We start from the raw sequence: 20,310 nt of genomic DNA on the forward strand, positions 1-20,310 counted from the left end.
TGCCCACCCCACGCTCCCCACGCCGCCCCACGCCGCCCGCCCCAACGCCGTCGATCTAGGGCTTATCGCTGCTGTTCGAGATCAACGAGCGACAACATTCCCTAGATCGGCACGGGGTGGGGGTGCGGGGGGGTGGGCGCGGTCGGGGGGTGGGGGGTGGGGGTGGGGTTAGTGGAAGAAGTGGCGGGTGCCGGTCAGGTACATGGTGACGTTGGCTTCCTTGGCGGCGGCGATGACCTCTTCGTCGCGAATCGAGCCGCCGGGCTGCACGATGGCGCGGACGCCGGCCTCGATGAGGATCTTCGGGCCGTCGGCGAACGGGAAGAACGCGTCCGACGCGGCGACCGACCCCCGGGCCCGATCGGCGCCCGCGCGGCTGACCGCCAGTTGCGCCGAGTCGACCCGGTTGACCTGTCCCATGCCGACCCCGACGGTGGCGCCGTCCCGGGCGAGCAGGATCGCGTTGCTCTTCACCGCGCGGACCGCCCGCCAGGCGAACGCGAGGTCACGCAGCAACTCCTCGTCCGCCGCCTCGCCGGTCGCCAGCCGCCAGCTCGCCGGGTCGTCGCCGGGGGCGTCCACCCGGTCGGCGACCTGGGTCAGCACGCCACCGGTCACCGGCCGCCACTCGACCTTCGCCGGGTTCCAGGCCGGCGCGCGCAGCAGCCGGATGTTCTTCTTGCCCTGCAACACCTCGACCGCGCCCTCGTCGAAGCCGGGGGCGACCACCACCTCGGTGAAGATGTCGGCCACCTGCCGAGCCAGCTCGACCGAGACCGGCCGGTTCACCGCGATCACCCCGCCGTACGCCGACACCGGGTCGCAGGCGTGCGCCTTGCGATGGGCCTCGGCCACGTCCGCGCCCACCGCGATGCCGCACGGGTTGGCGTGCTTGATGATCGCGACGGCCGGCTGGTCGACGAAGTCGTTCGCGGCCCGCCAGGCGGCGTCCGCGTCGACGTAGTTGTTGTAGGACATCTCCTTGCCGTGCAGCTGCTCGGCCTGGGCGAGCCCCGCCGGCGCGTCCGGGTCAATGTAGAGCGCGGCCGGCTGGTGCGGGTTCTCGCCGTAGCGCAGCACGGCCGACTTGCGCAGCGCCTGCCCGGCGAACGTCGGCCACCCGTCGTCGGCCGGCGCCAGCTCCTGTGCGCACCACTGGGCCACCGCCACGTCGTACTCGGCGATGTCGGCGAACGCCCGGGCCGCCAGGGCACGGCGCTGGGCCAGGGTGAATCCACCCTCTCCGAGCGCGGCGCGCAGCGCCGGGTACCCGGCCGGGTCGGTGAGCACGGCGACCGAGGCGTGGTTCTTGGCGGCGGCCCGGACCATGGCCGGGCCGCCGATGTCGATCTGCTCCACGCACTCCTCGACGCCGGCGCCGGAGGCGACGGTCGCCTGGAACGGGTAGAGGTTGGAGACCAGCAGGTCGAACGCGGCCACTCCCAGCTCGTCGAGCTGCGCGACGTGCGTGTCCTTGCGCAGGTCGGCGAGGAGACCGGCGTGCACCTTGGGGTGCAGGGTCTTCACCCGCCCATCGAGCACCTCGGGGAAGCCGGTCACCGTCTCCACCGGCGTCACCGGCACCCCGGCGGCGGCGATGGCGCCCGCCGTGCTGCCGGTGGACACGATCTCCACGCCGGCCGCGTGCAGGGCCTGGGCCAGCTCGACCAGCCCGGTCTTGTCGTAGACGCTGACCAGCGCCCGCCTGATCGGGCGGCGCCCGTCCTGAGTGGAACTCACGGAACCGTGACCTTCCTTCCGGTGATGGTCCAGCCTTCGCGGACCAGACGGCCGACCTGCTCGACGAGCTGACGCCGTTCGGCTTCCTTGATGCGCTCGGTGAGCGTCTCCACGTCGTCTCGGTCGAGCACCGGAACCGCCACCTGCGCCACGATCGGACCGGTGTCCATGCCGCCGTCGACGAAGAAGAGCGTGGCCCCGGTGAGCTTCACGCCGTAGGCGAGAGCGTCCCGCGGGCCGTGGATGCCGGGGAACGCCGGCAGCAGGGTGTTGTGCGTGTTCAGGTAGCGGTCACCGAAGGCGGCGAGGAAGTGCGGGCCGACCAGCTTGAGGAACCCGGCGGAGATGACCAGGTCGGGTTGGTGCTTCGCGACGTGCGCGGTGAGCGCCCGGTCCCATTCCTCCCGGGTGTCGTGGTCGCGGACCCGCTCGACGAACGTCGGCACGCCGGCGGCCACGGCCCGGTCCAGGCCCGCGATGCCGTCGCGGTCCGCGCCGACCGCGACGACCTCTGCGCCGTACGCGGGGTCGGCGGCGGCGTCCAGCAGCGCCTGCAGGTTGCTCCCGGAGCCGGAGACGAGAACGACGATGCGGGCGGCGGACGCGGGCTCGGTCACCGGGCCACCCTATCGGGCAGGTCAGGACGCCCATCGGCTGGGCGGCGCGCCGATCTTTGACAGTGCCGACGGGCATCGACCGGGTACGCTGCCGGTCGCTCGGGCTGGACACCGTGCCGGCCCGCGCCCCCGTCACTGATCCGGCACGCCAGCCGTGTCGTTGGAATGAGGAGCACCCCGTGCAGCCCGGTTACCACCCCCAGCAGCAGCCGCCACCGATCAACAACAACATGACGATGTCGATCGTCGCCATCTTCCTCTTCTGGCCGCTGGCCATCCCGGCGATCATCAATGCGTCGAAAGTCAACCCGCTGCTCCAGCAGGGCGACTACGCCGGGGCCCAGGCGGCCGCCGCGGAGTCGCGGAAGTGGTCGAAGTGGGCCCTGATCGTGGGCATCGCGTGGTATGCCATCTTTTTGGTGTGCTGCGCTTTGGGCGGTCTGGGCGCGATCATGAGTAGCGACAACAACAGCTACTGACGGAACCAGTCCAAGGAGCTTCTCGAATGCAGCCCGGTAACCCCGGTCAGGACCCGTACGGCCAGCAGCCCAATCAGGACCCGACCGCCCCCCAGCCGCCGCACGACCCGTACGCCCCGCCGCCGGCTGCCCCGTACGGACAGCAGCCGCAGAACCCGTACGGCCAGCAGCCCACCTCCGGCCAGCCGTACGGCCAGCAGCCCACCTCGGGGCAGCCCTACGGCCAGCAGCCGCCGTACCAGGACCCGTACGGGCAGCAGCAGCAGCAGCCGCCGTACGGCGCGCCGGCGTACCCGAACGCCGGCTACCCGCAGCAGCAGGGGCAGAACAACACCCTCGGCCTGGTGTCGATGATTCTCGGCATCGCGTCGATCCCGCTGGTCTGCTGCGTCTACCTGGGCGTCCCGCTCGGCATCGCGGCCGTGGTGACCGGTTATCTGGCCCGCCAGAAGGTCGCCCAGGGCCAGGCCAGCAACGCCGGGCAGGCCAAGGCCGGCCTGATCTGCGGCGCGGTCGCTGTCGGGCTGGGCATCCTGGTGTTCATCGTGAGCGTCGTGGCGCAGGTCAGCCTGCCGACCCAGCCCTGACCGGTCCGTTCGTGACGGGGCGCTCCGGATTCGTCCGGGGCGCCCCGCGGTCGCACCGGTGGCGCGTGGTTACTGCGCCGGGGCTCGGGTGAGTGCGCGGGTGGCGGCGGCACCGAGCAGCGCGCCAACCGCGATGACGCCGGCCGTCACGAGCCCGACCTGCCAGGCCACCGGCCCGAGCTGCGCCAGCCGGCCCGCGCCGAGCGGGCCGCCGGAGATCGCGGCGGCCACGCCGACCAGCACGCCGGCCACCGGCCCGGCCAGCGCCGCCGGCGCCAGCAGCCCGGCCCAGCGCCGCGGGGCGCGCTCCGGCCCGGCGACCCGGGCCAACCGGCGCGCGAGCAGCCAACCGGCGACCATCCCGACCAGCACCGGCACCGCGAGCAGCAGTGCGCCGAGGCCGTCCACCGGACCGCGCGGCAGGCCGGCGAGCAGCGGTACGGCCGGCAGTGCGCCGACCGACACCTCACTGGTACGGACCGCGGTGTCGGTGCCGACCGCGAAGCCCGGCCCGAGCAGGTAGCTGGTCGACCAGATCGCGGCGTTCGGCGCGTACGCCACGCTGACCAGGGTGATCCCGGCCTGCCCGGCTGCCCCGGTCCGGTACGCCCCGATCATGTCCGCCGCGTCCCCGCCGCCGGTGGCCACGGCCAGGCCGGCCGCGCCGGCACCCGCTCCGAGCAGCAGCAGCACGGCCACCAGCCCGGTGCGCACGCCGTCGCGTAGCGGACCCGGCATCCGGGCGACGAGCAGCCGGGTGACGGCGGTGATCCGGATCGCGCCGACCAGCGCGGCGAGCGTGCCGACCACCGCGAACGTGGCTGCCGCCCGTACCGGGGACACGTCCGGCCCACCGGCGCCGACCAGCACCGCCGCCAGGGCGCCGAGCAGCGCGTACGCCATGCCGACCGTGCCCGCGGCGAGCAGCGCCCGCCGTGGTGACCGGGTGCCGCGGGCACCGATCGCACGGCTGACGTGCACCCCGGCCCGGGTCAGCCGCCAGAGTGCGAGCACGGTCAGCGCCAGCGGGGCGAGCGCGAACGGGCCGGACTCGGTGCGCAGCGGCACGCCGTGCCCGAGGAGCCAGCCGGCCAGCGCGGTGCGCAGGGTGCCGCTCAGCGTCGCGGAATCCGCGCCGAGTTGGACCAGGCCGAGCACGATGGCGACCGGCAGGTACGAGGTGAGTGCGGCCCAGCCGGCGGCCACCCCGGCGGCGACGGGCAGTGGTGCGCGCCCGCGCGGCGACCCGCCGGCGCGGGGCGCGGGCACCCGTCGGGCCGGCACGGCACGGCCGGCGGGCCGGTCATCGGCGCTCACACCGCCGGCACGGCTGGGGTGATCAGGGGTGACGGGGGACATCCGCTCTACTCTGGCACGTCGCGGGTGCGGGAGCAGTCCGTTAAGCCGCCCCGAAGGGCGGCGAGTTGACCGAATCGGGCTTCGGTACGCCCGGCCCGGTCTAGCCTCGGCACAGAGGGGTCGGCTGTCGCCGCCGACCGGGTCGGTGCCGCCGGTCGCGGTCCAGGTCGGCCCACCGCCCATGACCGTCGGGAGCACGCCTTGACGAGCGCATACCCGCCGCCCCCGCCACCGCCGGCGAGGGGACGAGACCGGACCACGCTCTGGGGCGTGCTGGGCATCGTGCTGGGCCTGATCTGCTGCGGCATCCTCGGCATCATCTTCGGCTACCTGTCCATCCGCGACGCACGGCGGTACGGCCAGTCGCCGGTCCTCGGCTACCTCGCCATCGCGTTCGGCGTGATCAACATTATCGGCGGAGCGATCCTGCGCCTCAGCGGCAACTACCCGTTCTGGAACAACGACTGAGCGGGCTGGTCAGCCGACGAGTCGACGCTCGTACCGCAGGCCGGGACGGCCGCCGACCCGGATCTCCCCCGTCACGGCGAACCCGGTGCGCGCCAGCACCGCCTGGGACGCCGGGTTGTCGAGGGTGGTCACCGCGGTGAGGCCGGCGAGCCGGTAGTCGGCGGCGGCCAGGTGGAACGTGGCCTCGACGGCGGCGGTCGCCACGCCTCGGCCGGCGGCCTGCTCTCCGATCCGGTAGCCGAGTTCGGCCGTTCCGTCCGTGACGTCCACCAGGTTGACCCGGCCGACCAGGTCACCCGACTCGGCCAGGACGACATGGAAGTGGCACAGCCCGGCCTCCTGCTCGGCCAGCAACGCCCGGTGCCGGTCGGCGAACCCGGTGAAGTACGCGTCGCCCCGATCCGGCACGGACCGCGCGAAGTAGGCCCGGTTCTCCCGCTCGAAGGCCAGCAGCGCGCCCGCATGGTCGGCCCGGAGCCGCTCCACCGTCAACACCCCGGCAGCGTACGGCGCACGGCCGCCACTGTGGTACGCGGAGGGGGCCGACCGGAACCGGTCGACCCCCTTCGGTGTTGCCTGGTCCGCTCAGCTGCCGGACATGATCTCGCGCATCAGGCGGGCGGTCTCGGTCGGCGTCTTGCCGACCTTGACCCCGACCGCCTCCAGCGCGGCCTGCTTCGCCTCGGCGGTGCCGGCCGAGCCGGAGATGATCGCCCCGGCGTGGCCCATGGTCTTGCCGGGAGGCGCGGTGAAGCCGGCGATGTAGCCGACCACCGGCTTGGTGACGTTCGCCTTGATGAACTCGGCGGCCCGCTCCTCGGCGTCACCGCCGATCTCACCGATCATCACGATGGCGTCGGTCTCCGGGTCGGCCTCGAACGCCTTCAGAGCGTCGATGTGGGTGGTCCCGATGATCGGGTCGCCACCGATGCCGACGCAGGTCGAGAAGCCGATGTCGCGCAGCTCGTACATCATCTGGTAGGTCAGCGTGCCGCTCTTGCTCACCAGACCGATCCGGCCCGAGCCGGTGATGTCGGCCGGGATGATGCCGGCGTTGGAGGCGCCCGGCGAGGCGATGCCCGGGCAGTTCGGCCCGATGATCCGCGTCCGCTCGCCCTGCGCCAGGTTGTACGCCCAGAACGCGGCGGTGTCGTGCACCGGCACACCCTCGGTGATCACCACGGCGAGCGGAATCGCGGCGTCGATTGCCTCGACCACGGCGGCCTTGGTGAACTGCGGCGGCACAAAGATGACCGTGACGTCGGCCCCGGTCTCGGCCATGGCGTCCGCCACGGACGCGAAGACCGGCAGCTCGGTGCCGTCGAAGTCGACCTTCTGGCCCGCCTTGCGCGGGTTGACGCCACCGACGACGTTCGTGCCGGCGGCGAGCATCCGCCGGGTGTGCTTGGAGCCCTCGGAACCGGTCATCCCCTGGACGATGACCTTCGAGTCCTTGGTCAGCCAGATAGCCATGATCAGACCCCCGCAGCTGCCAGCTCGGCGGCCCGCTCGGCCGCGCCGTCCATGGTGTCGACCCGCTGGATCAGCGGGTTGTTCGCGTCGTCCAGGATCGCCCGGCCGGCCTCGGCGTTGTTGCCGTCGAGCCGGACGACGAGCGGCTTGGTGACCTGCTCGCCGCGCTGCTCCAGCAGGGCCAGCGCCTGCACGATGCCGTTGGCGACCGCGTCGCAGGCGGTGATGCCGCCGAACACGTTGACGAAGACGCTCTTCACCGACGGGTCGGAGAGCACGATCTCCAGGCCGTTCGCCATCACCGCGGCGCTCGCGCCGCCGCCGATGTCGAGGAAGTTGGCCGGCTTGACGTTGCCGTGCCGCTCACCGGCGTACGCGACGACGTCGAGGGTCGACATGACCAGACCCGCGCCGTTGCCGATGATGCCGACCTCGCCGTCGAGCTTGACGTAGTTGAGGTCCTTCTCCTTGGCGGCCTGCTCCAGCGGGTCCACCGAGGCCTGGTCGACCAGGGCCTCGTGGTCCGGGTGCCGGAACGCCGCGTTCTCGTCCAGGGTGATCTTCGCGTCGAGCAGCAGCATCCGCCCGTCGCCGTTCTTGGCCAGCGGATTCACCTCGACCAGGGTGGCGTCCTCGGCGACGAACGCCTGCCACAGGCCGACGGCCACCTCGACCACCTGCTCGGCGACCTCGGCCGGGAAACCGGCGGCGGAAACGATCTCCCGCGCCTTGGCCTCGTCGACGCCCACGTTCGCGTCGATCGGGGCCTTGACCACTCGATCCGGGGTCTCGGCGGCGACCTGCTCGATGTCCATACCGCCGGCGACGCTGGCGATGCAGAGGAAGGTGCGGTTCGCCCGGTCGAGCAGGTACGAGAAGTAGTACTCCTCGGCCACGTCCGCGGTCACCGTGATCATGACCTTGTGGACGGTGTGGCCCTTGATGTCCATGCCGAGGATGTCGGTGGCCCTGGCCACCGCCTCATCCGGGCCCTCAGCCAGCTTGACGCCGCCGGCCTTGCCTCGGCCGCCGACCTTCACCTGCGCCTTGACGACCACCCGACCGCCGAGGCGTTCGGCGATCGCGCGGGCCTCCTCCGGGGTAGTGGCGACGCCGCCGGCAAGCACGGGCAAGCCGTGCCGCTCGAACAGGTCCCGCCCCTGGTACTCGTACAGGTCCACGATTGCGCGTCCCGTCCCGTCTCCGCGGCGCGCCGTCGCGCCGCCACCAGCGTTCAGAAAACAGTTTGACGCCTGTCATCACTTGACACAGGCCATTGGCCGCAGCCTAGCGAGGTGGGCACGACCGGCAACCGAGCGGGTGCACGGTGTGCGGTAATGCACAACCGGGCGTCGGAGAGGGCCGGTTCGCGGCGCGGCACGGGCAGCGTCAGCCGTCCGGGCGATGTTGCCGGGGGTGCGTAACCCGGCCGTCGGGGCGTCGTTGAGTCAGGTGTCGGAGCGCTGATCAGCGCGATGACGGGAGACGGCCGATGCCCTGTCGGTCGAGGGGTGGCGGCGGGGCATCGTGCATAGAGGGGCCGGACGTGTGAGGGGTGCGTCCGGCCCCTCCCCCGTGCCCGGACCCGCCCGACGACCCGCCCCGGCGTACCTCAGGCGACCGGCTGCGCGACGTTCTGCCGAACCCACTCGACGATCGACTGGGTGGTGGCGCCCGGCGTGAAGATCTTGGCGACGCCCAGCTTCTCCAGCTCGGGAATGTCGCCGTTGGGGATGATGCCGCCGCCGAACACGACGATGTCCCGCGCGTCACGCTCGCCGAGCAGCTCCAGCACCCGACGGAAGAGCGTCATGTGCGCGCCGGAGAGGACGGAGAGACCGACGGCGTCCGCATCCTCCTGGATGGCGGTCTCCACGATCTGCTCGGGGGTCTGGTGCAGGCCGGTGTAGACGACCTCCATCCCAGCGTCCCGCAGGGCCCGCGCGACCACCTTGGCGCCCCGGTCGTGGCCGTCCAGGCCTGGTTTGGCGACGACGACCCGAATACGAGAGCTCATCAGCGCACACCTTTCACCGGCTCCACGGCCTTCACCTGAACGAACGGTAACCCGGCCGACCGGGCCCGGGAAATCCGGGCCGGGAAACTCGAACGGCGCCGCGCGTCGCCGGCACGGTCGCCGCGGGGACGGGTGGTCAGGCGGCAGGACTCCGGCGGTCCTCGCCGTCAAGCCGGACGACTCTGCCGGATCGGTCACTGTCGGCGACAAACGGACAGTAACGAGGGCACCGATTGACGGCACGAGGCGTGACAATCATGGACGCAAACGGACAGATCGACACGCCAATTCGGCGGTCTGGCTTGTGGCTCGCCTGGTGGTTGGCTAACGTGTCCACGGTTGTCATCAGGTCCAAGGACGGGTGACGACGCGGCCAGCAGACGTTCACCACAGCTTCACGAACGTCCACCGGCCGCCTCGGAACCCCGACAACGGAGGGTGTGCGTGCGCCAGCGCCTGTCGTCTGAGCCCGATAGATATCGCGGTCGTCGCCGCGTACCCACCCCCCCGCGTAGCCGTTACGCCGCGGTCGTCACCACCGCCTTCGTCGGAGCCGGCCTGGTCGCGCTCGGCGCCAGCGCCCTGCCGGACGCCAAGGACGTCAGCCCGTCGGTGCTCGACGAGCTCAAGCAGGCGTCGGCCACCAGCCAGGACGCCGCGGCCCGTGCGGACAACGCCGACCGCGCCTCCCGGGCAGACCGGGGCAACGACGCGGCCGAGCCCGAGCTCTGGTTGCTGCCGCTGCAGGGCTACGACTTCAACTCTCCCTACGGGGTGCGCTGGGGCAAGATGCACACCGGCGTGGACCTGGTGGTCGCCGAGGGCACGCCCTACGTGGCGATCCACGACGGGCTGGTCACCAAGGCCGGCTGGTTCGGCGGGTACGGCTACGCGGTGATCGTCCAGCACGCCGACGGCAGCGAGGCCATCTACGGCCACTCCTCCGCTCTGAGCGTCAAGGAGGGGCAGCAGGTCAAGGCGGGCGACCAGCTCGGCCTGGTCGGCCAGACCGGTCACGCCTACGGCACCCACCTGCATCTTGAGATCCATGTCAAGGGCCAGCCGATCGACCCCGTGCCGTTCCTTGACGAGCGCGAAGTGGACATCAAGCTGGGAGTCGAGGCATTCTAACGACGAGGTAGCCGCGTCCTGACGCTGGGTACTGACCGTTGACCGCCCGGATCTGTTGATCCGGGCGGTTTTTTGTGGCCTGCACGGACCGAAAGTCTGCTGGATCACAGCACGGACTGTGGCCGACGCCACTCACGAACAAGATCAGTTTTCCGGATGGATCACAGCGGAGTGGGTCATATCCGGACAGGCGGCACCCGACGCGTCGGCCGGCAGCCCGGTCCCCGTACCGGTCCCGGCTCGGCCCGACACCAGTATTTCGAGGTCAAGTGCCCCCTCGACTGTGAAGGTCCGCCGTGCAGGAAGACAGCCCCGTCCAGAACGAGAACACCCCCGACACCGCCGCCGAGCGACCGCAGCGTGCCGGCCGGCGAAACCGCCTCATCGTGCTCAGCGCGGCCGCTCTGGTAGCGCTCGGCCTGGGCGGTGTCGCCGTCGCCACCACCGGCCCGGACCGCCCGGCGCCCGCCGCCGTCTCCCTGGACGCCCAGTTCCGGACCGAGGCCGCCAGCCGGGCGGACCGCTCCGCCCGCGAGTCCGGCGTGCCGGTCTCTCCCTCGGCCAGCCCGACCGCGAGCCCCACGGCGACCAGCGCCAGCCCGACGCCGACGAAGACGGCCACCGCGAAGCCGAAGCCCAAGCCGAAGAAGACCACCAAGCCCACTCCGGCCTGGGTCGACCCGATGCCGGGCGCCGCAGTCACCTCCTGCTACGGCCAGCGCTGGGGCACCCTGCACGCCGGCATCGACCTGGCGCTGCCCTCCGGCACGCCGATCCACGCCGCGGCTGCCGGCACGGTCGTCCAGGCCGGTGACGCCGCCGACGGGTACGGCAACTCCGTCTTCGTCGACCACGGCAACGGTTACCTGACCCACTACGCCCACCAGAGCCGCATCGCGGTGACCGTCGGCCAGGCGGTCAAGGCCGGCCAGGTGATCGGCTACGAAGGCGCCACCGGCGACGCCACCGGCCCGCACCTGCACTTCGAGGTGCACCAGGGAATGTGGAACCAGATCGACCCGGCGCCGTTCATGCGGGCGCGCAGCGTCGACCTGGGCTGCTGAGCCTCGCTCCAGGCGACATCCGGAAAGAGTGGCCTCCGGCGGTGCCGAGGCCACTCTTTCCGTTAGCGGTGCGGATTCTGGCCGGACGCGCGGGCCCCGGCCCGCGCGTCTCGGGGTCAGAGCTTGTCGATCGGGGCGTGCCGCAGCACCAGCCACATGGTCTGGTCACCGAAGTCGATCTGCGCCCGAGCACCCGGGCCGTGCCCCTCGACGGCCACCACCCGCCCCAGCCCGTAGCGCTGGTGGTTGACCCGGTCGCCGGCCGACACCTTCGGCGCCTGCGGCAGCTCGCTGGCCGTGGTCAGGCGGCTGGCGTCCACGCCGAGCCGCTTGGCCAACTGCGCCGCCTTCGGCGTGCCGCCGTTGAAGGTGCCCCGCCCGCCCGGCACGCGGTCCGCGCGACCGCCCACGCCGCCGCCCCCACCGGCCCACGACGTGTACGACCCCTCGGTGCGCTCCCAGTGCACCAGCTCCGGCGGAAGCTCCTCGAGGAACCGTGACGGCGGGTTGTAGGACGGCTGCCCCCAGGCCGAGCGGGTCACCGCCCGGGAGAGGTAGAGCCGCTGCCGCGCCCGGGTGATGCCGACGTACGCCAGCCGGCGCTCCTCCTCCAACTCGCGGGTGTCGCCCAGCGAACGCAGGTGCGGGAAGACGCCGTCCTCCAACCCGGTCAGGAAGACCACCGGGAACTCCAGCCCCTTGGCGGTGTGCAGCGTCATCAGGGTGACCACGCCCTGATGGTCGGGGTCGTCGGAGGGGATCTGGTCCGCGTCGGCGACCAGCGCCACCTGCTCCAGGAAGCCCGCCAGGGTGGCCCGCTCGCCCTCGGCGCCGGTCGCCTCGATCCGCTCGGTGTACTCCCGGGCGACGCTGACCAGCTCCTGGAGGTTGTCCACCCGGCCGGCGTCCTGCGGGTCCAGGCTCTCCTCCAGCTCGGTGAGGTAGCCCGAGCGGGTCAGCAGCGCCTCCAGCACCTCCTCCGGGGTGCCGGTCTCGGCCAGCTCCCGGGCGCCGTCGAGCAGCGCCACGAAGTCGGCGATGCCGTTGGCCGCCCGGCTGGAGATGCCCGGCGCCTCGCGGGCCCGGCGCAGCGCCGCGCCGAAGGAGATCCGGTCGCGGCTGGAGAGCGCCTCGACGCAGGCCTCCGCTCGGTCGCCGATCCCCCGGCGCGGAGTGTTCAGCACCCGTCGCAGGCTCACCGTGTCGTCGTCGTTGACCACCGAACGCAGGTACGCGAGCGCGTCGCGGACCTCCTTGCGCTCGTAGAAGCGCACCCCGCCGACCACCTTGTAGGGCAGGCCGACCCGGATGAACACCTCCTCGAAGACCCGGGACTGGGCGTTGGTGCGGTAGAAGACGGCGACGTCGCCGGGGCGGGTCTCGTCGGCGTCGACCAGCCGGTCGATCTCCCGGGCCGTCCAGTCCGCCTCGGCGTGCTCGGTGTCGGCCACGTAGCCGACGATCCGCTCGCCGGCGCCGGCCTCGCTCCACAGCCGCTTCGGCTTGCGGGACGTGTTCCGGTCGATCACCGCGTTGGCCGCGTTGAGGATGGTCTGGGTGGAGCGGTAGTTCTGCTCCAGCAGGATCGTCCGCGCGTCGGTGAAGTCCCGCTCGAACTCCAGGATGTTGCGGATCGTCGCGCCACGGAACGCGTAGATCGACTGGTCGGCGTCGCCGACCACGCACAGCTCGGCAGGCGTCAGCCCGTCGGTGCCGGAGACCAGCTCCTTGATCAGGACGTACTGGGCATGGTTGGTGTCCTGGTACTCGTCGACCAGGACGTGCCGGAACCGTCGGCGGTAGCTCTCCGCGACGTGCGGATGGGACTGGAGCAGGTGCACCGTGGTCATGATCAGATCGTCGAAATCCAGCGCGTGCGCCTCACGCAGCCGACGCTGGTAGAGCGTGTACGCCTCGGCCAGCGCCCGCTCGTTGGGCCCCGTGGCCCGAGCGGCGAACTGCTCCGGGTCGACCAGCTCGTTCTTCAGGTTGGAGACCTGGGCGGCCAGCCCGCGTGCCGGGTAGCGCTTCGGGTCGAGGTCCAGCTCGCGGGTGACCAGCTGCATCAGCCGGCGGGAGTCGTCCGCGTCGTAGATCGAGAACGTCGACTTGAGACCCGCGTGCTCGTGCTCGGCACGCAGGATGCGGACGCAGGCGGAGTGGAACGTCGACACCCACATCAGTCGGGCCCGCGGACCGACCAGCGCGGCGACCCGCTCCTTCATCTCGCCGGCAGCCTTGTTGGTGAAGGTGATCGCGATGATCTCCCCGGGATGCACGTCCCGCGCGGCCAGCAGGTAGGCGACCCGGTGGGTGAGCACCCGGGTCTTGCCGGACCCGGCGCCGGCCACGATCAGCAGCGGCGAACCGGCGTGGCTGACCGCGTCGCGCTGCGGCCCGTTCAAACCGGCGAGCAGCTGCTGCGGATCGAGGCGGACAGCGGCCGGCCGGGGCCGGTCCGGACGGGCCGGCGCGGACTCCGGCGCAGGCGGGGACGCGGGAATGTCGAAGAGAGGATGCATCGCGCGACAAGTCTATGCCGCCGGCCGGACACTTCCGACCGCGCCGGAGCAGAGGAGGCGCCCTGTTGACACCGAATCCTTGCGCACGGGCGGGCGGCATGGGCATACTCGACGACGTGTTCGCTCAGCGCTACTACTTTTACTACGGCACCGGGAGTCCGGCAGCCGTAGGTCGCGCCTGATCGATCAGACCTGCGAAAGCCCCGGGCTCCTGGAGCCCGGGGCTTTTTCGTCCCGGGATCCGGGCACCGGGCACGACAGTGCGAGAGGTACCCGATGATGACAGACGTGGCGGAGCAGAACGGCGGGCCGGTCCGACCGGGAGCGGAGCAGCCCCCGGTCGGCGGAAGCGAGCCCATGGCGGGGGTGGCGCCACCGGCCGAGGAGGGCGGGCCGGCCGAGGCACGGACCGGCACCGCGGAGCCGGCCGCCGCCGCACGGATCGTGCAGATCAGGACACGGATCGACGAGATCGACAACGCGTTGATCTCGCTCTGGCACGAGCGGGCCACGCTGTCCCAGGAGGTCGGGGCGACCCGGATGGCGTCCGGCGGGACGCGCCTGGTGCTCTCCCGGGAACGGGAGATCCTGGAGCGTTTCCGGGTCGCGCTCGGCGCCGACGGCACCCAACTGGCGCTGCTGCTGCTCCGGGCGGGGCGCGGCCCACTGTGAGCCGCCCAGGCCGGCCGGCCGGCCCGGCCGGCAGCCGCCCGCCCGCCCGCGCTGCGACCGGCCCGGCGCCACGGCTGGCCGCTCGGCCCCGGAGGAGGCAGCCCGCTCCCCGGACAAACGAAACCGCCTGCCGTCGTCGTGGTGACGTCGGCAGGCGGTTCCGGTGACTCAGGCAGCCTCGTGGCTCGCGACGATCTCGCGCTTCTCCGCGAAGTGGCAGGCGCTCGGGTGGTCCGAGCCCCGTCGGATCTCCAGCAGCGGGACCTGCTCGGCGCACACGTCCTGCGCCTTCCAGCAGCGGGTCCGGAACCGGCAGCCCGAGGGCGGGCTGATCGGCGACGGCACGTCACCGGTGAGCCGGATGATCGTCTTGTTGTTCCGCTGGGTCGGGTCCGGCACCGGCACCGCCGAGAGCAGCGCCTGGGTGTACGGGTGGGTCGGCCGCTCGTAGATCTCGTCCTCGGTGCCGATCTCCACGATCTTGCCGAGGTACATCACCGCGACGCGGTCCGAGAGGTGGCGGACCACCGACAGGTCGTGCGCGATGAAGACGTACGAGAGCCCGAACTCGCCCTGCAGCTTCTCCAGCAGGTTCATCACCTGGGCCTGGATGGAGACGTCCAGCGCCGACACCGGCTCGTCGCAGACGATCACCTCAGGCCGCAGCGCGAGCGCCCGGGCGATGCCGATGCGCTGGCGCTGACCGCCGGAGAACTGGTGCGGGTACCGGTTGATGTGCTCCGGGTTGAGCCCGACCAGGTCGAGCAGCTCCCTGACCTTCGCCCGGCGGCTGCCCTTCGGCGCCACCTCCGGGTGGATCTCGAACGGCTCACCGAGCAGGTCACCGACGGTCATCCGCGGGTTCAGCGAGGTGTACGGGTCCTGCATCACCAGCTGGATCTGCCGGCGGAGGCGCCGCAGCGCCCCGCCGGAGAGCTTGGAGATGTCCTGGCCCTTGTAGACCACCTTGCCGGCGGTCGGCCGCTCCAGGTTCATCAGCACCCGGGCGAGGGTCGACTTGCCGCAACCCGACTCGCCGACCACACCCAGCGTCTCACCGGCACGCAGATCGAAGGAGACCCCGTCCACCGCCTTGACCTGACCGACGGTTTTCTTGAACACCACGCCCTGGGTGACGGGGTAGTGCTTGACCAGGTCACGGACCTCGAGGATGTTCTCAGACACGGTTCACCAGCTCCTCGGCGAAGTGGCAGGCGCTGGCCCGTCCGGTGCCCACCTGCAGCAGCGGCGGGAGCTTCTCCCGGCACACCGGCTGAGCCATGGGGCAGCGCGGGTTGAACGGGCAGCCCGGCGGGATGTTCATCAGGTTCGGCGGGAGGCCCTTGATCGTCCGGAGCTGCTGCCCCTTCTCGTCCAGCCGCGGGATCGAGTCGATCAGACCCAACGTGTACGGGTGCGCCGGCTTGGCGTACAGGTCGTACACGTCGGCTTCCTCGACGATCCGGCCCGCGTACATGACTGCGATCCGGTCCGCGACGTCGGCGACCACGCCGAGGTCGTGGGTGATCAGGATCATGCCCATCTGCCGCTCACGCTGAAGCTCGGCGAGCAGGTCCATGATCTGGGCCTGCACGGTCACGTCGAGCGCGGTGGTCGGCTCGTCCGCGATCAGCACCTCCGGGTCGAGCGCCAGCGACATCGCGATCATCGCGCGCTGCCGCATACCGCCGGAGAACTGGTGCGGGTAGTTGTTGAACCGGCCCTTGGCGTTCGGGATCTTGACCTGGTCGAGCATCTCGATCGCGCGCTTCTTGGCCTCCGCGCGACCCATGCCCCGCCGGACCCGGAACTGCTCGGCGATCTGGAACCCGACGGTGAAGACCGGGTTCAGCGCGGAGAGCGCGTCCTGGAAGATCATCGCGATGCCCTCGCCGCGGATGCGGCGGCGCTCCTCGTTGGACATGCGGAGCATGTCCTTGCCGTGGAAGCGGACCTGCCCACCGGTGACGAAGCCGGGCGGGGTGTCGAGGATGCCCATGATGGTCTGCGCCGTGACGCTCTTACCGGAGCCGGACTCGCCGAGCACGGCGAGGGTCTCCCCCGCGTCGACGTGGTACGTGACCCCGTTGATGACCTTGGCGACGCCGTCCCGGGTACGGAACTCCACCCGCAGGTCGTCGACCTCGAGCAGCCGGCCGGAGGGACGTCCGGAGCCGCCGGTTCCCGGCGCGGACTGCTCGGACACGAGAATGTCGGACAACTGGATCTCCCCTAGCGGAGTTTCGGATCGAGGGCCTCGCGGACCGCCTCACCGAGCATCACGAAGCTCAGAACGGCGGTGACGAGGAACGCGGCGGGGACGAACACCAGCCCCGGCGCGACCCGGATGAACTGCTGCCCGTCGCTGATCATGATGCCCCAGGACACCACAGGCGACTTCAGGCCGACGCCCAGGAACGACAGGGTGGCCTCGGCACCGATGAACGAGCCGACCATGATCGTGCCGTAGACCAGCAGCGGGGCCAGGCAGTTCGGCAGCAGGTGCTTGAGGATGATCCGGCCGGTGCCGGCACCCAGCGCGCGGGCCGCGACGATGTAGTCGGCCTCCTTGGTGGCCAGCACCGAGGACCGCATCAGCCGCATCACGACCGGCCAGCTCAGCACCATCAGGGACGCGATCACCAGGCCCATGATCTCGGCCTTGCTGTTGCCGGAGCCCGAGCCGTTGAACGTGGTGAGGATGACGATCGCGCCGAGCACGAAGGGCAGACCGAAGAAGACGTCGGCGATCCGGCTCAGCAGGCCGTCCACCCAGCCACCGCGGTATCCGGCGATGATGCCCATGGCCCCACCGACCAGCAGGGTGCCCATCACGGAGAGCACGGCGACCACGATGGAGGCCCGCGCGCCGTAGATGACCCGGGCGTAGACGTCCCGGCCCTGCACGTCGTAACCGAACCAGCCGTCGGCGGACGGCTTGTTGAGGCTCCGGGACAGCGTGCCGTTGACCGCGTCCCCCGGGGCGAACAGCGCCGGGAAGGCCGCCATCAGCAGGAAGATCACGATCAGTGTGGCCGAGATCCAGAACAGCGGCTTGCGCCGCAGGTCCCGCCAGGCGTCACCGAGCAGGCCGCGCGGCTTCTCGTTGGTCTGCGGGAGGCCGGCCGTGGTGGGGCCGCCGGCGTCGGTCGACTGCGCGGGAGGGGTGCTGACGATCGATGCGGTACTCGGGTCACTCATAGCGGATCCTCGGGTCCAGGGCGGCGTAGAGCAGGTCAACCAGCAGGTTCATCACGAGATAGACCAGCACCAGGACGACCACGATCCCTACCACGGTAGCGCTTTCCTTGGTGACGATCGCGCGGAAGACCTGGCGGCCGATTCCGTTGATGCCGAAGATGCCCTCGGTGACGATCGCGCCGCCCATCAGGGCACCGAGGTCGGTGCCGAGCAGGGTGACCACCGGGATGAGCGAGTTGCGCAGCAGGTGCACGCCCACCACCCGGCGCATCGGGAGGCCCTTGGCGATGGCGGTACGCACGTAGTCGGCGCGGCGGTTCTCCGCGATGCTCGTTCGCGCCACCCGGGCGATGTACGCCACTGACGCGCTGCCGAGCACGAAGCCCGGCACGATCAGCTCGGAGAGCCGCATCTCGGAGGAGACGGTCGGCTTGATGATGCCCCACTGCACGCCCAGCAGCCACTGAAGCACGAAGCCGACGACGAAGACCGGCAGTGCGATCAGGAAGAGCGTGGAGACCAGGACCAGGTTGTCCAGGAAGCCGTTGCGCCGCAGACCGGTCAGCACGCCGGCACCGAGGCCGATCACGGCCTCGATGGTGAGCGCCACCAGGGCCAGCTTCAGCGTGTTCGGGTACGACGTCAGGATGATGTCACTGATCTCGCGCTGCGAGAACGTGGTGCCGAAGTCGCCCTGGAGGAGGTTCTTCATGTAGTTCGCGTACTGCACGAAGACGTTCTGGTCCAGGTGGTACTTCTCGGTCATGAAGGCGATGTACTGGTCCGGGCAGCGGCGCTCACCGCACTTGCCGGCGAACGGATCGCCCGGAACGGCCCAGACGAGGGCGTAGATCAGGAACGTCGTACCGATGAAGACCGGCACGAGTTGGAGCAGCCGTCTCAACAGATAACGGCCCATGGGGTGGTCCTCCAGACAGGGGGCGCGTCGGACGGCCGACACGGTGGTGACAACGTGGCGAGTGGAATGTTGTAACACCCACTCGCGGAACGGCCCCGGGTCGGGCTCACCGGATGTGGCGAGCCCGACCCGGGGTCAGACCGTTCGGATCAGAGCTCGACCGAGGTGATGTCGAGTTCGCCGACGTTGTTCAGCTCGAGCTTCTTGATCTTCTCCGAGTGGCCGGACTGCTGACCGTAGAAGTAGATCGGGATGCTCGGGACGTCCTGGTCGACAAGCTCGACGGCCTTGGAGAACGCCTCGTGCGAGGCCTCCAGGGTCGGCGCGGCGCTGGCCTGCTTGGCCAGGGTGTCGACCTGCGGGTTGCTGTAGAGGCCGTCGTTCGAGGAGCCACCGGTCACGTAGAGCGGGTTGACCCAGTTCTCCACGTCCGGGTAGTCCTGCTGCCAGGCGGCACGGTACGGGCCGGTCATCTTGTGCGCGTTGACGTTCTGGCGGAAGACCGCGAACGTCGGGACGCCCTCGGCCCGAGCGTTGATGCCCAGGTTGGTCTTGACCTGCTGCGCAACGGCGTCCATCCAGTCCTTGTGGCTGGAGTCGGCGTTGTAGTAGAAGACCATCTCGCCGGTGAAGCCGCCGGCCTCGGTCAGGAGCCGCTTGGCCTCCGTCGCGTCGAACTTGCAGGCGGTGCAGTTGCCCGGCTTGGCGCCCGGGGTCAGCGGGTTCGCCCAGCTGTCGGCCGGCTTGCGGGTACCGAAGAAGATCTTGTCCGAGATCTCCTGCCGGTCGATCGACAGCGACACGGCACGACGCAGCTTCGGGTTCTGGAAGCGCTTGTCGTAGGTCGGGAACGCGATCAGCGCGGTCGACGGCGTGGTGGTCGACAGCCCCCGGTCACCGAGGTCGGTCTTCCACTTGTCACCGGCGAGAGCCGAGGTGGGGACCGTCTCCATGAAGTCGAGGTTGTTGGCCAGCAGGTCGTTGTAGGCCGCCGTCTCGTCCTGGTACAGCTTGACGTCGACGTCCTTGATCTTCATGGTGTCGCGCAGGTTGTAGTCGTCGAAGCGCGTCAGCTTGATGAGGACGTTGTCCTCCCACGACACGAACTTCACCGGCCCGTTGCCGATCGGCTTCTTGCCGAACTCCTCGGGCTTCTGGGTGAAGAACACGTCCGGCAGCGGCATGAAGGCGCTGTAGCCGAGCTTGGTCGGGAAGACCGCGGTCGGGGCCGCCAGGGTGACCTCGAAGGTCTGCTCGTCGACGACCTTCAGGCCGGACATCTTCTCGGCGGTCGGCGCCGGAGCCTTCTTCGGGCCCTCGCCGTCCGGGTCCGAGGTGTAGGTCTGGTCGAAGCCCGCGATGTCCGAGAAGAAGGTGCCGTTCTGCGCGCCGTTCGGCGAGTAGGCGGCCCAGTTCCAGGCGTCGACGAAGTTCTTCGCCTTCACCTCGGTACCGTCGTGGAACTTGGTACCCTTCTTGATCTTGATCGTGAAGACCTTGGAGTCGGTGGTGTTGATGGACTCCGCCAGCGCGTTGCGCGGGGCCCCACCGTCGTTCGGGTACTCGACCAGGCCGGTCCACAGCCAGTCGATGACCTTGCCACCGCCGGTCTCCGTGGTGTTCGACGGGACCAGCGGGTTCTCCGGCTGGACACCGTGGATGACGATCGCGCCGTCCTTGCTGGCGGCGGCGTCGCCGTCACCGTCACCGCTCGAGCAACCGCTCGCGACAAGCGCGGCAGCCGCGCTGAGCGCGATTGCGCTCGTCGCCCGCTTCGAGACTCTCATTCCGAGGGGCCTCCTCTTTCTAAACCTGGTTCCGTCGTGGGTTTCACGCACGTCTGGGGGTGACACCGCCCGACCACCCCGGGGCGCGGGTCGCCGGGTTCACAGGGAAGTTGGGGACACCCCTGATGTTCCGATCCGCCGGGCTCCCCACCCGACGAGGAGCGACCCGACGCAGGCGACACAGCCACGAACCGGCCGCGAAACAGCGGAGGTCGTGGTCGTGAGCCGTACGGAGTGCCGCACACCGAGGGTGAGGTGCTGCCACTGTGACACT

At 70.7% G+C, this 20,310-nt stretch carries 19 protein-coding genes; 6 read left to right on the top strand and 13 right to left on the bottom strand.

What is annotated here, in order from left to right:
* Positions 1-168: 168 nt before the first annotated feature.
* Both purH and purN read right to left on the bottom strand, forming a co-directional pair.
* Positions 169-1,740, bottom strand: a complete 1,572-nt coding sequence (gene purH / locus KBX63_RS28905; RefSeq protein WP_210916706.1) for a bifunctional phosphoribosylaminoimidazolecarboxamide formyltransferase/IMP cyclohydrolase — start codon at positions 1,738-1,740, stop codon at positions 169-171.
* Positions 1,737-2,357 (bottom strand): phosphoribosylglycinamide formyltransferase, encoded by a 621-nt coding sequence (gene purN, locus KBX63_RS28910; RefSeq protein ID WP_210916707.1) that lies wholly within the window; start codon positions 2,355-2,357, stop codon positions 1,737-1,739. The genes purH and purN overlap by 4 nt, the downstream gene beginning before the upstream one ends.
* A gap of 179 nt (positions 2,358-2,536) precedes the next feature.
* On the opposite strand from purN, the gene KBX63_RS28915 reads away from it, so the two are divergent.
* Positions 2,537-2,836: a CD225/dispanin family protein gene (locus KBX63_RS28915; RefSeq protein ID WP_074318930.1), complete on the top strand. Its 300-nt coding sequence runs from the start codon at positions 2,537-2,539 to the stop codon at positions 2,834-2,836.
* A 26-nt stretch (positions 2,837-2,862) separates the two neighbouring features.
* Positions 2,863-3,423 (top strand): DUF4190 domain-containing protein, encoded by a 561-nt coding sequence (locus KBX63_RS28920; RefSeq protein WP_210916709.1) that lies wholly within the window; start codon positions 2,863-2,865, stop codon positions 3,421-3,423.
* A 69-nt stretch (positions 3,424-3,492) separates the two neighbouring features.
* Here KBX63_RS28920 and KBX63_RS28925 read toward each other — a convergent pair whose 3' ends face one another.
* Positions 3,493-4,782 (bottom strand): DUF6350 family protein, encoded by a 1,290-nt coding sequence (locus KBX63_RS28925; protein WP_210916711.1) that lies wholly within the window; start codon positions 4,780-4,782, stop codon positions 3,493-3,495.
* A gap of 201 nt (positions 4,783-4,983) precedes the next feature.
* Between KBX63_RS28925 and KBX63_RS28930 the strand changes: the two genes are divergently transcribed.
* On the top strand, positions 4,984-5,250 hold the full coding sequence (locus KBX63_RS28930) for a DUF4190 domain-containing protein (protein ID WP_210916714.1): 267 nt from the start codon (positions 4,984-4,986) through the stop codon (positions 5,248-5,250).
* A gap of 9 nt (positions 5,251-5,259) precedes the next feature.
* Here the strand turns inward: KBX63_RS28930 and KBX63_RS28935 are convergent, their stop codons facing one another.
* The 4 genes from KBX63_RS28935 to KBX63_RS28950 all read right to left on the bottom strand — a co-directional run bounded on the left by KBX63_RS28935 (position 5,260) and on the right by KBX63_RS28950 (position 8,740).
* A complete protein-coding gene (locus KBX63_RS28935; RefSeq protein ID WP_210916717.1) occupies positions 5,260-5,745 on the bottom strand; it encodes a GNAT family N-acetyltransferase in 486 nt (161 codons plus the stop codon).
* Positions 5,746-5,835: 90 nt separating this feature from the next.
* Positions 5,836-6,723: a succinate--CoA ligase subunit alpha gene (gene sucD / locus KBX63_RS28940; RefSeq protein ID WP_089019039.1), complete on the bottom strand. Its 888-nt coding sequence runs from the start codon at positions 6,721-6,723 to the stop codon at positions 5,836-5,838.
* A gap of 2 nt (positions 6,724-6,725) precedes the next feature.
* On the bottom strand, positions 6,726-7,904 hold the full coding sequence (gene sucC, locus KBX63_RS28945; RefSeq protein ID WP_210916719.1) for an ADP-forming succinate--CoA ligase subunit beta: 1,179 nt from the start codon (positions 7,902-7,904) through the stop codon (positions 6,726-6,728).
* 431 nt (positions 7,905-8,335) lie between these two features.
* Positions 8,336-8,740 (bottom strand): cobalamin B12-binding domain-containing protein, encoded by a 405-nt coding sequence (locus tag KBX63_RS28950; RefSeq protein ID WP_074314422.1) that lies wholly within the window; start codon positions 8,738-8,740, stop codon positions 8,336-8,338.
* 444 nt (positions 8,741-9,184) lie between these two features.
* On the opposite strand from KBX63_RS28950, the gene KBX63_RS28955 reads away from it, so the two are divergent.
* Positions 9,185-9,871 carry a M23 family metallopeptidase gene (locus KBX63_RS28955; RefSeq protein ID WP_210916720.1) on the top strand — a complete coding sequence of 229 codons (687 nt, stop codon included), beginning with the start codon at positions 9,185-9,187 and terminating at the stop codon, positions 9,869-9,871.
* A 296-nt stretch (positions 9,872-10,167) separates the two neighbouring features.
* The gene (locus tag KBX63_RS28960; RefSeq protein WP_210916721.1) at positions 10,168-10,935 is read left to right on the top strand and encodes a M23 family metallopeptidase; all 768 of its coding nucleotides are present in this window, start codon (positions 10,168-10,170) and stop codon (positions 10,933-10,935) included.
* Positions 10,936-11,051: 116 nt separating this feature from the next.
* Here the strand turns inward: KBX63_RS28960 and pcrA are convergent, their stop codons facing one another.
* The gene (gene pcrA / locus KBX63_RS28965; protein WP_210916722.1) at positions 11,052-13,457 is read right to left on the bottom strand and encodes a DNA helicase PcrA; all 2,406 of its coding nucleotides are present in this window, start codon (positions 13,455-13,457) and stop codon (positions 11,052-11,054) included.
* Between the two features lie 276 nt (positions 13,458-13,733).
* Between pcrA and KBX63_RS28970 the strand changes: the two genes are divergently transcribed.
* Positions 13,734-14,129 carry a chorismate mutase gene (locus KBX63_RS28970; protein ID WP_374102279.1) on the top strand — a complete coding sequence of 132 codons (396 nt, stop codon included), beginning with the start codon at positions 13,734-13,736 and terminating at the stop codon, positions 14,127-14,129.
* A gap of 168 nt (positions 14,130-14,297) precedes the next feature.
* Here the strand turns inward: KBX63_RS28970 and KBX63_RS28975 are convergent, their stop codons facing one another.
* The 5 genes from KBX63_RS28975 to KBX63_RS28995 all read right to left on the bottom strand — a co-directional run bounded on the left by KBX63_RS28975 (position 14,298) and on the right by KBX63_RS28995 (position 20,036).
* Complete coding sequence (locus KBX63_RS28975; protein WP_210916724.1) at positions 14,298-15,314, bottom strand: ABC transporter ATP-binding protein; 1,017 nt, start codon at positions 15,312-15,314, stop codon at positions 14,298-14,300.
* Positions 15,307-16,335 carry an ABC transporter ATP-binding protein gene (locus tag KBX63_RS28980; RefSeq protein ID WP_210916743.1) on the bottom strand — a complete coding sequence of 343 codons (1,029 nt, stop codon included), beginning with the start codon at positions 16,333-16,335 and terminating at the stop codon, positions 15,307-15,309. Before KBX63_RS28980 ends, KBX63_RS28975 begins: the two co-directional genes overlap by 8 nt.
* Before the next feature lie 26 nt (positions 16,336-16,361).
* Positions 16,362-17,330, bottom strand: a complete 969-nt coding sequence (locus KBX63_RS28985; RefSeq protein ID WP_210916727.1) for an ABC transporter permease — start codon at positions 17,328-17,330, stop codon at positions 16,362-16,364.
* Positions 17,323-18,249 carry an ABC transporter permease gene (locus tag KBX63_RS28990; protein ID WP_210916730.1) on the bottom strand — a complete coding sequence of 309 codons (927 nt, stop codon included), beginning with the start codon at positions 18,247-18,249 and terminating at the stop codon, positions 17,323-17,325. The genes KBX63_RS28985 and KBX63_RS28990 overlap by 8 nt, the downstream gene beginning before the upstream one ends.
* Before the next feature lie 149 nt (positions 18,250-18,398).
* Complete coding sequence (locus tag KBX63_RS28995) at positions 18,399-20,036, bottom strand: ABC transporter substrate-binding protein (protein WP_210916732.1); 1,638 nt, start codon at positions 20,034-20,036, stop codon at positions 18,399-18,401.
* Positions 20,037-20,310 lie beyond the last annotated feature (274 nt).

The organism is Micromonospora sp. U21 (assembly GCF_018070045.1).
GTDB lineage: Bacteria > Actinomycetota > Actinomycetes > Mycobacteriales > Micromonosporaceae > Micromonospora.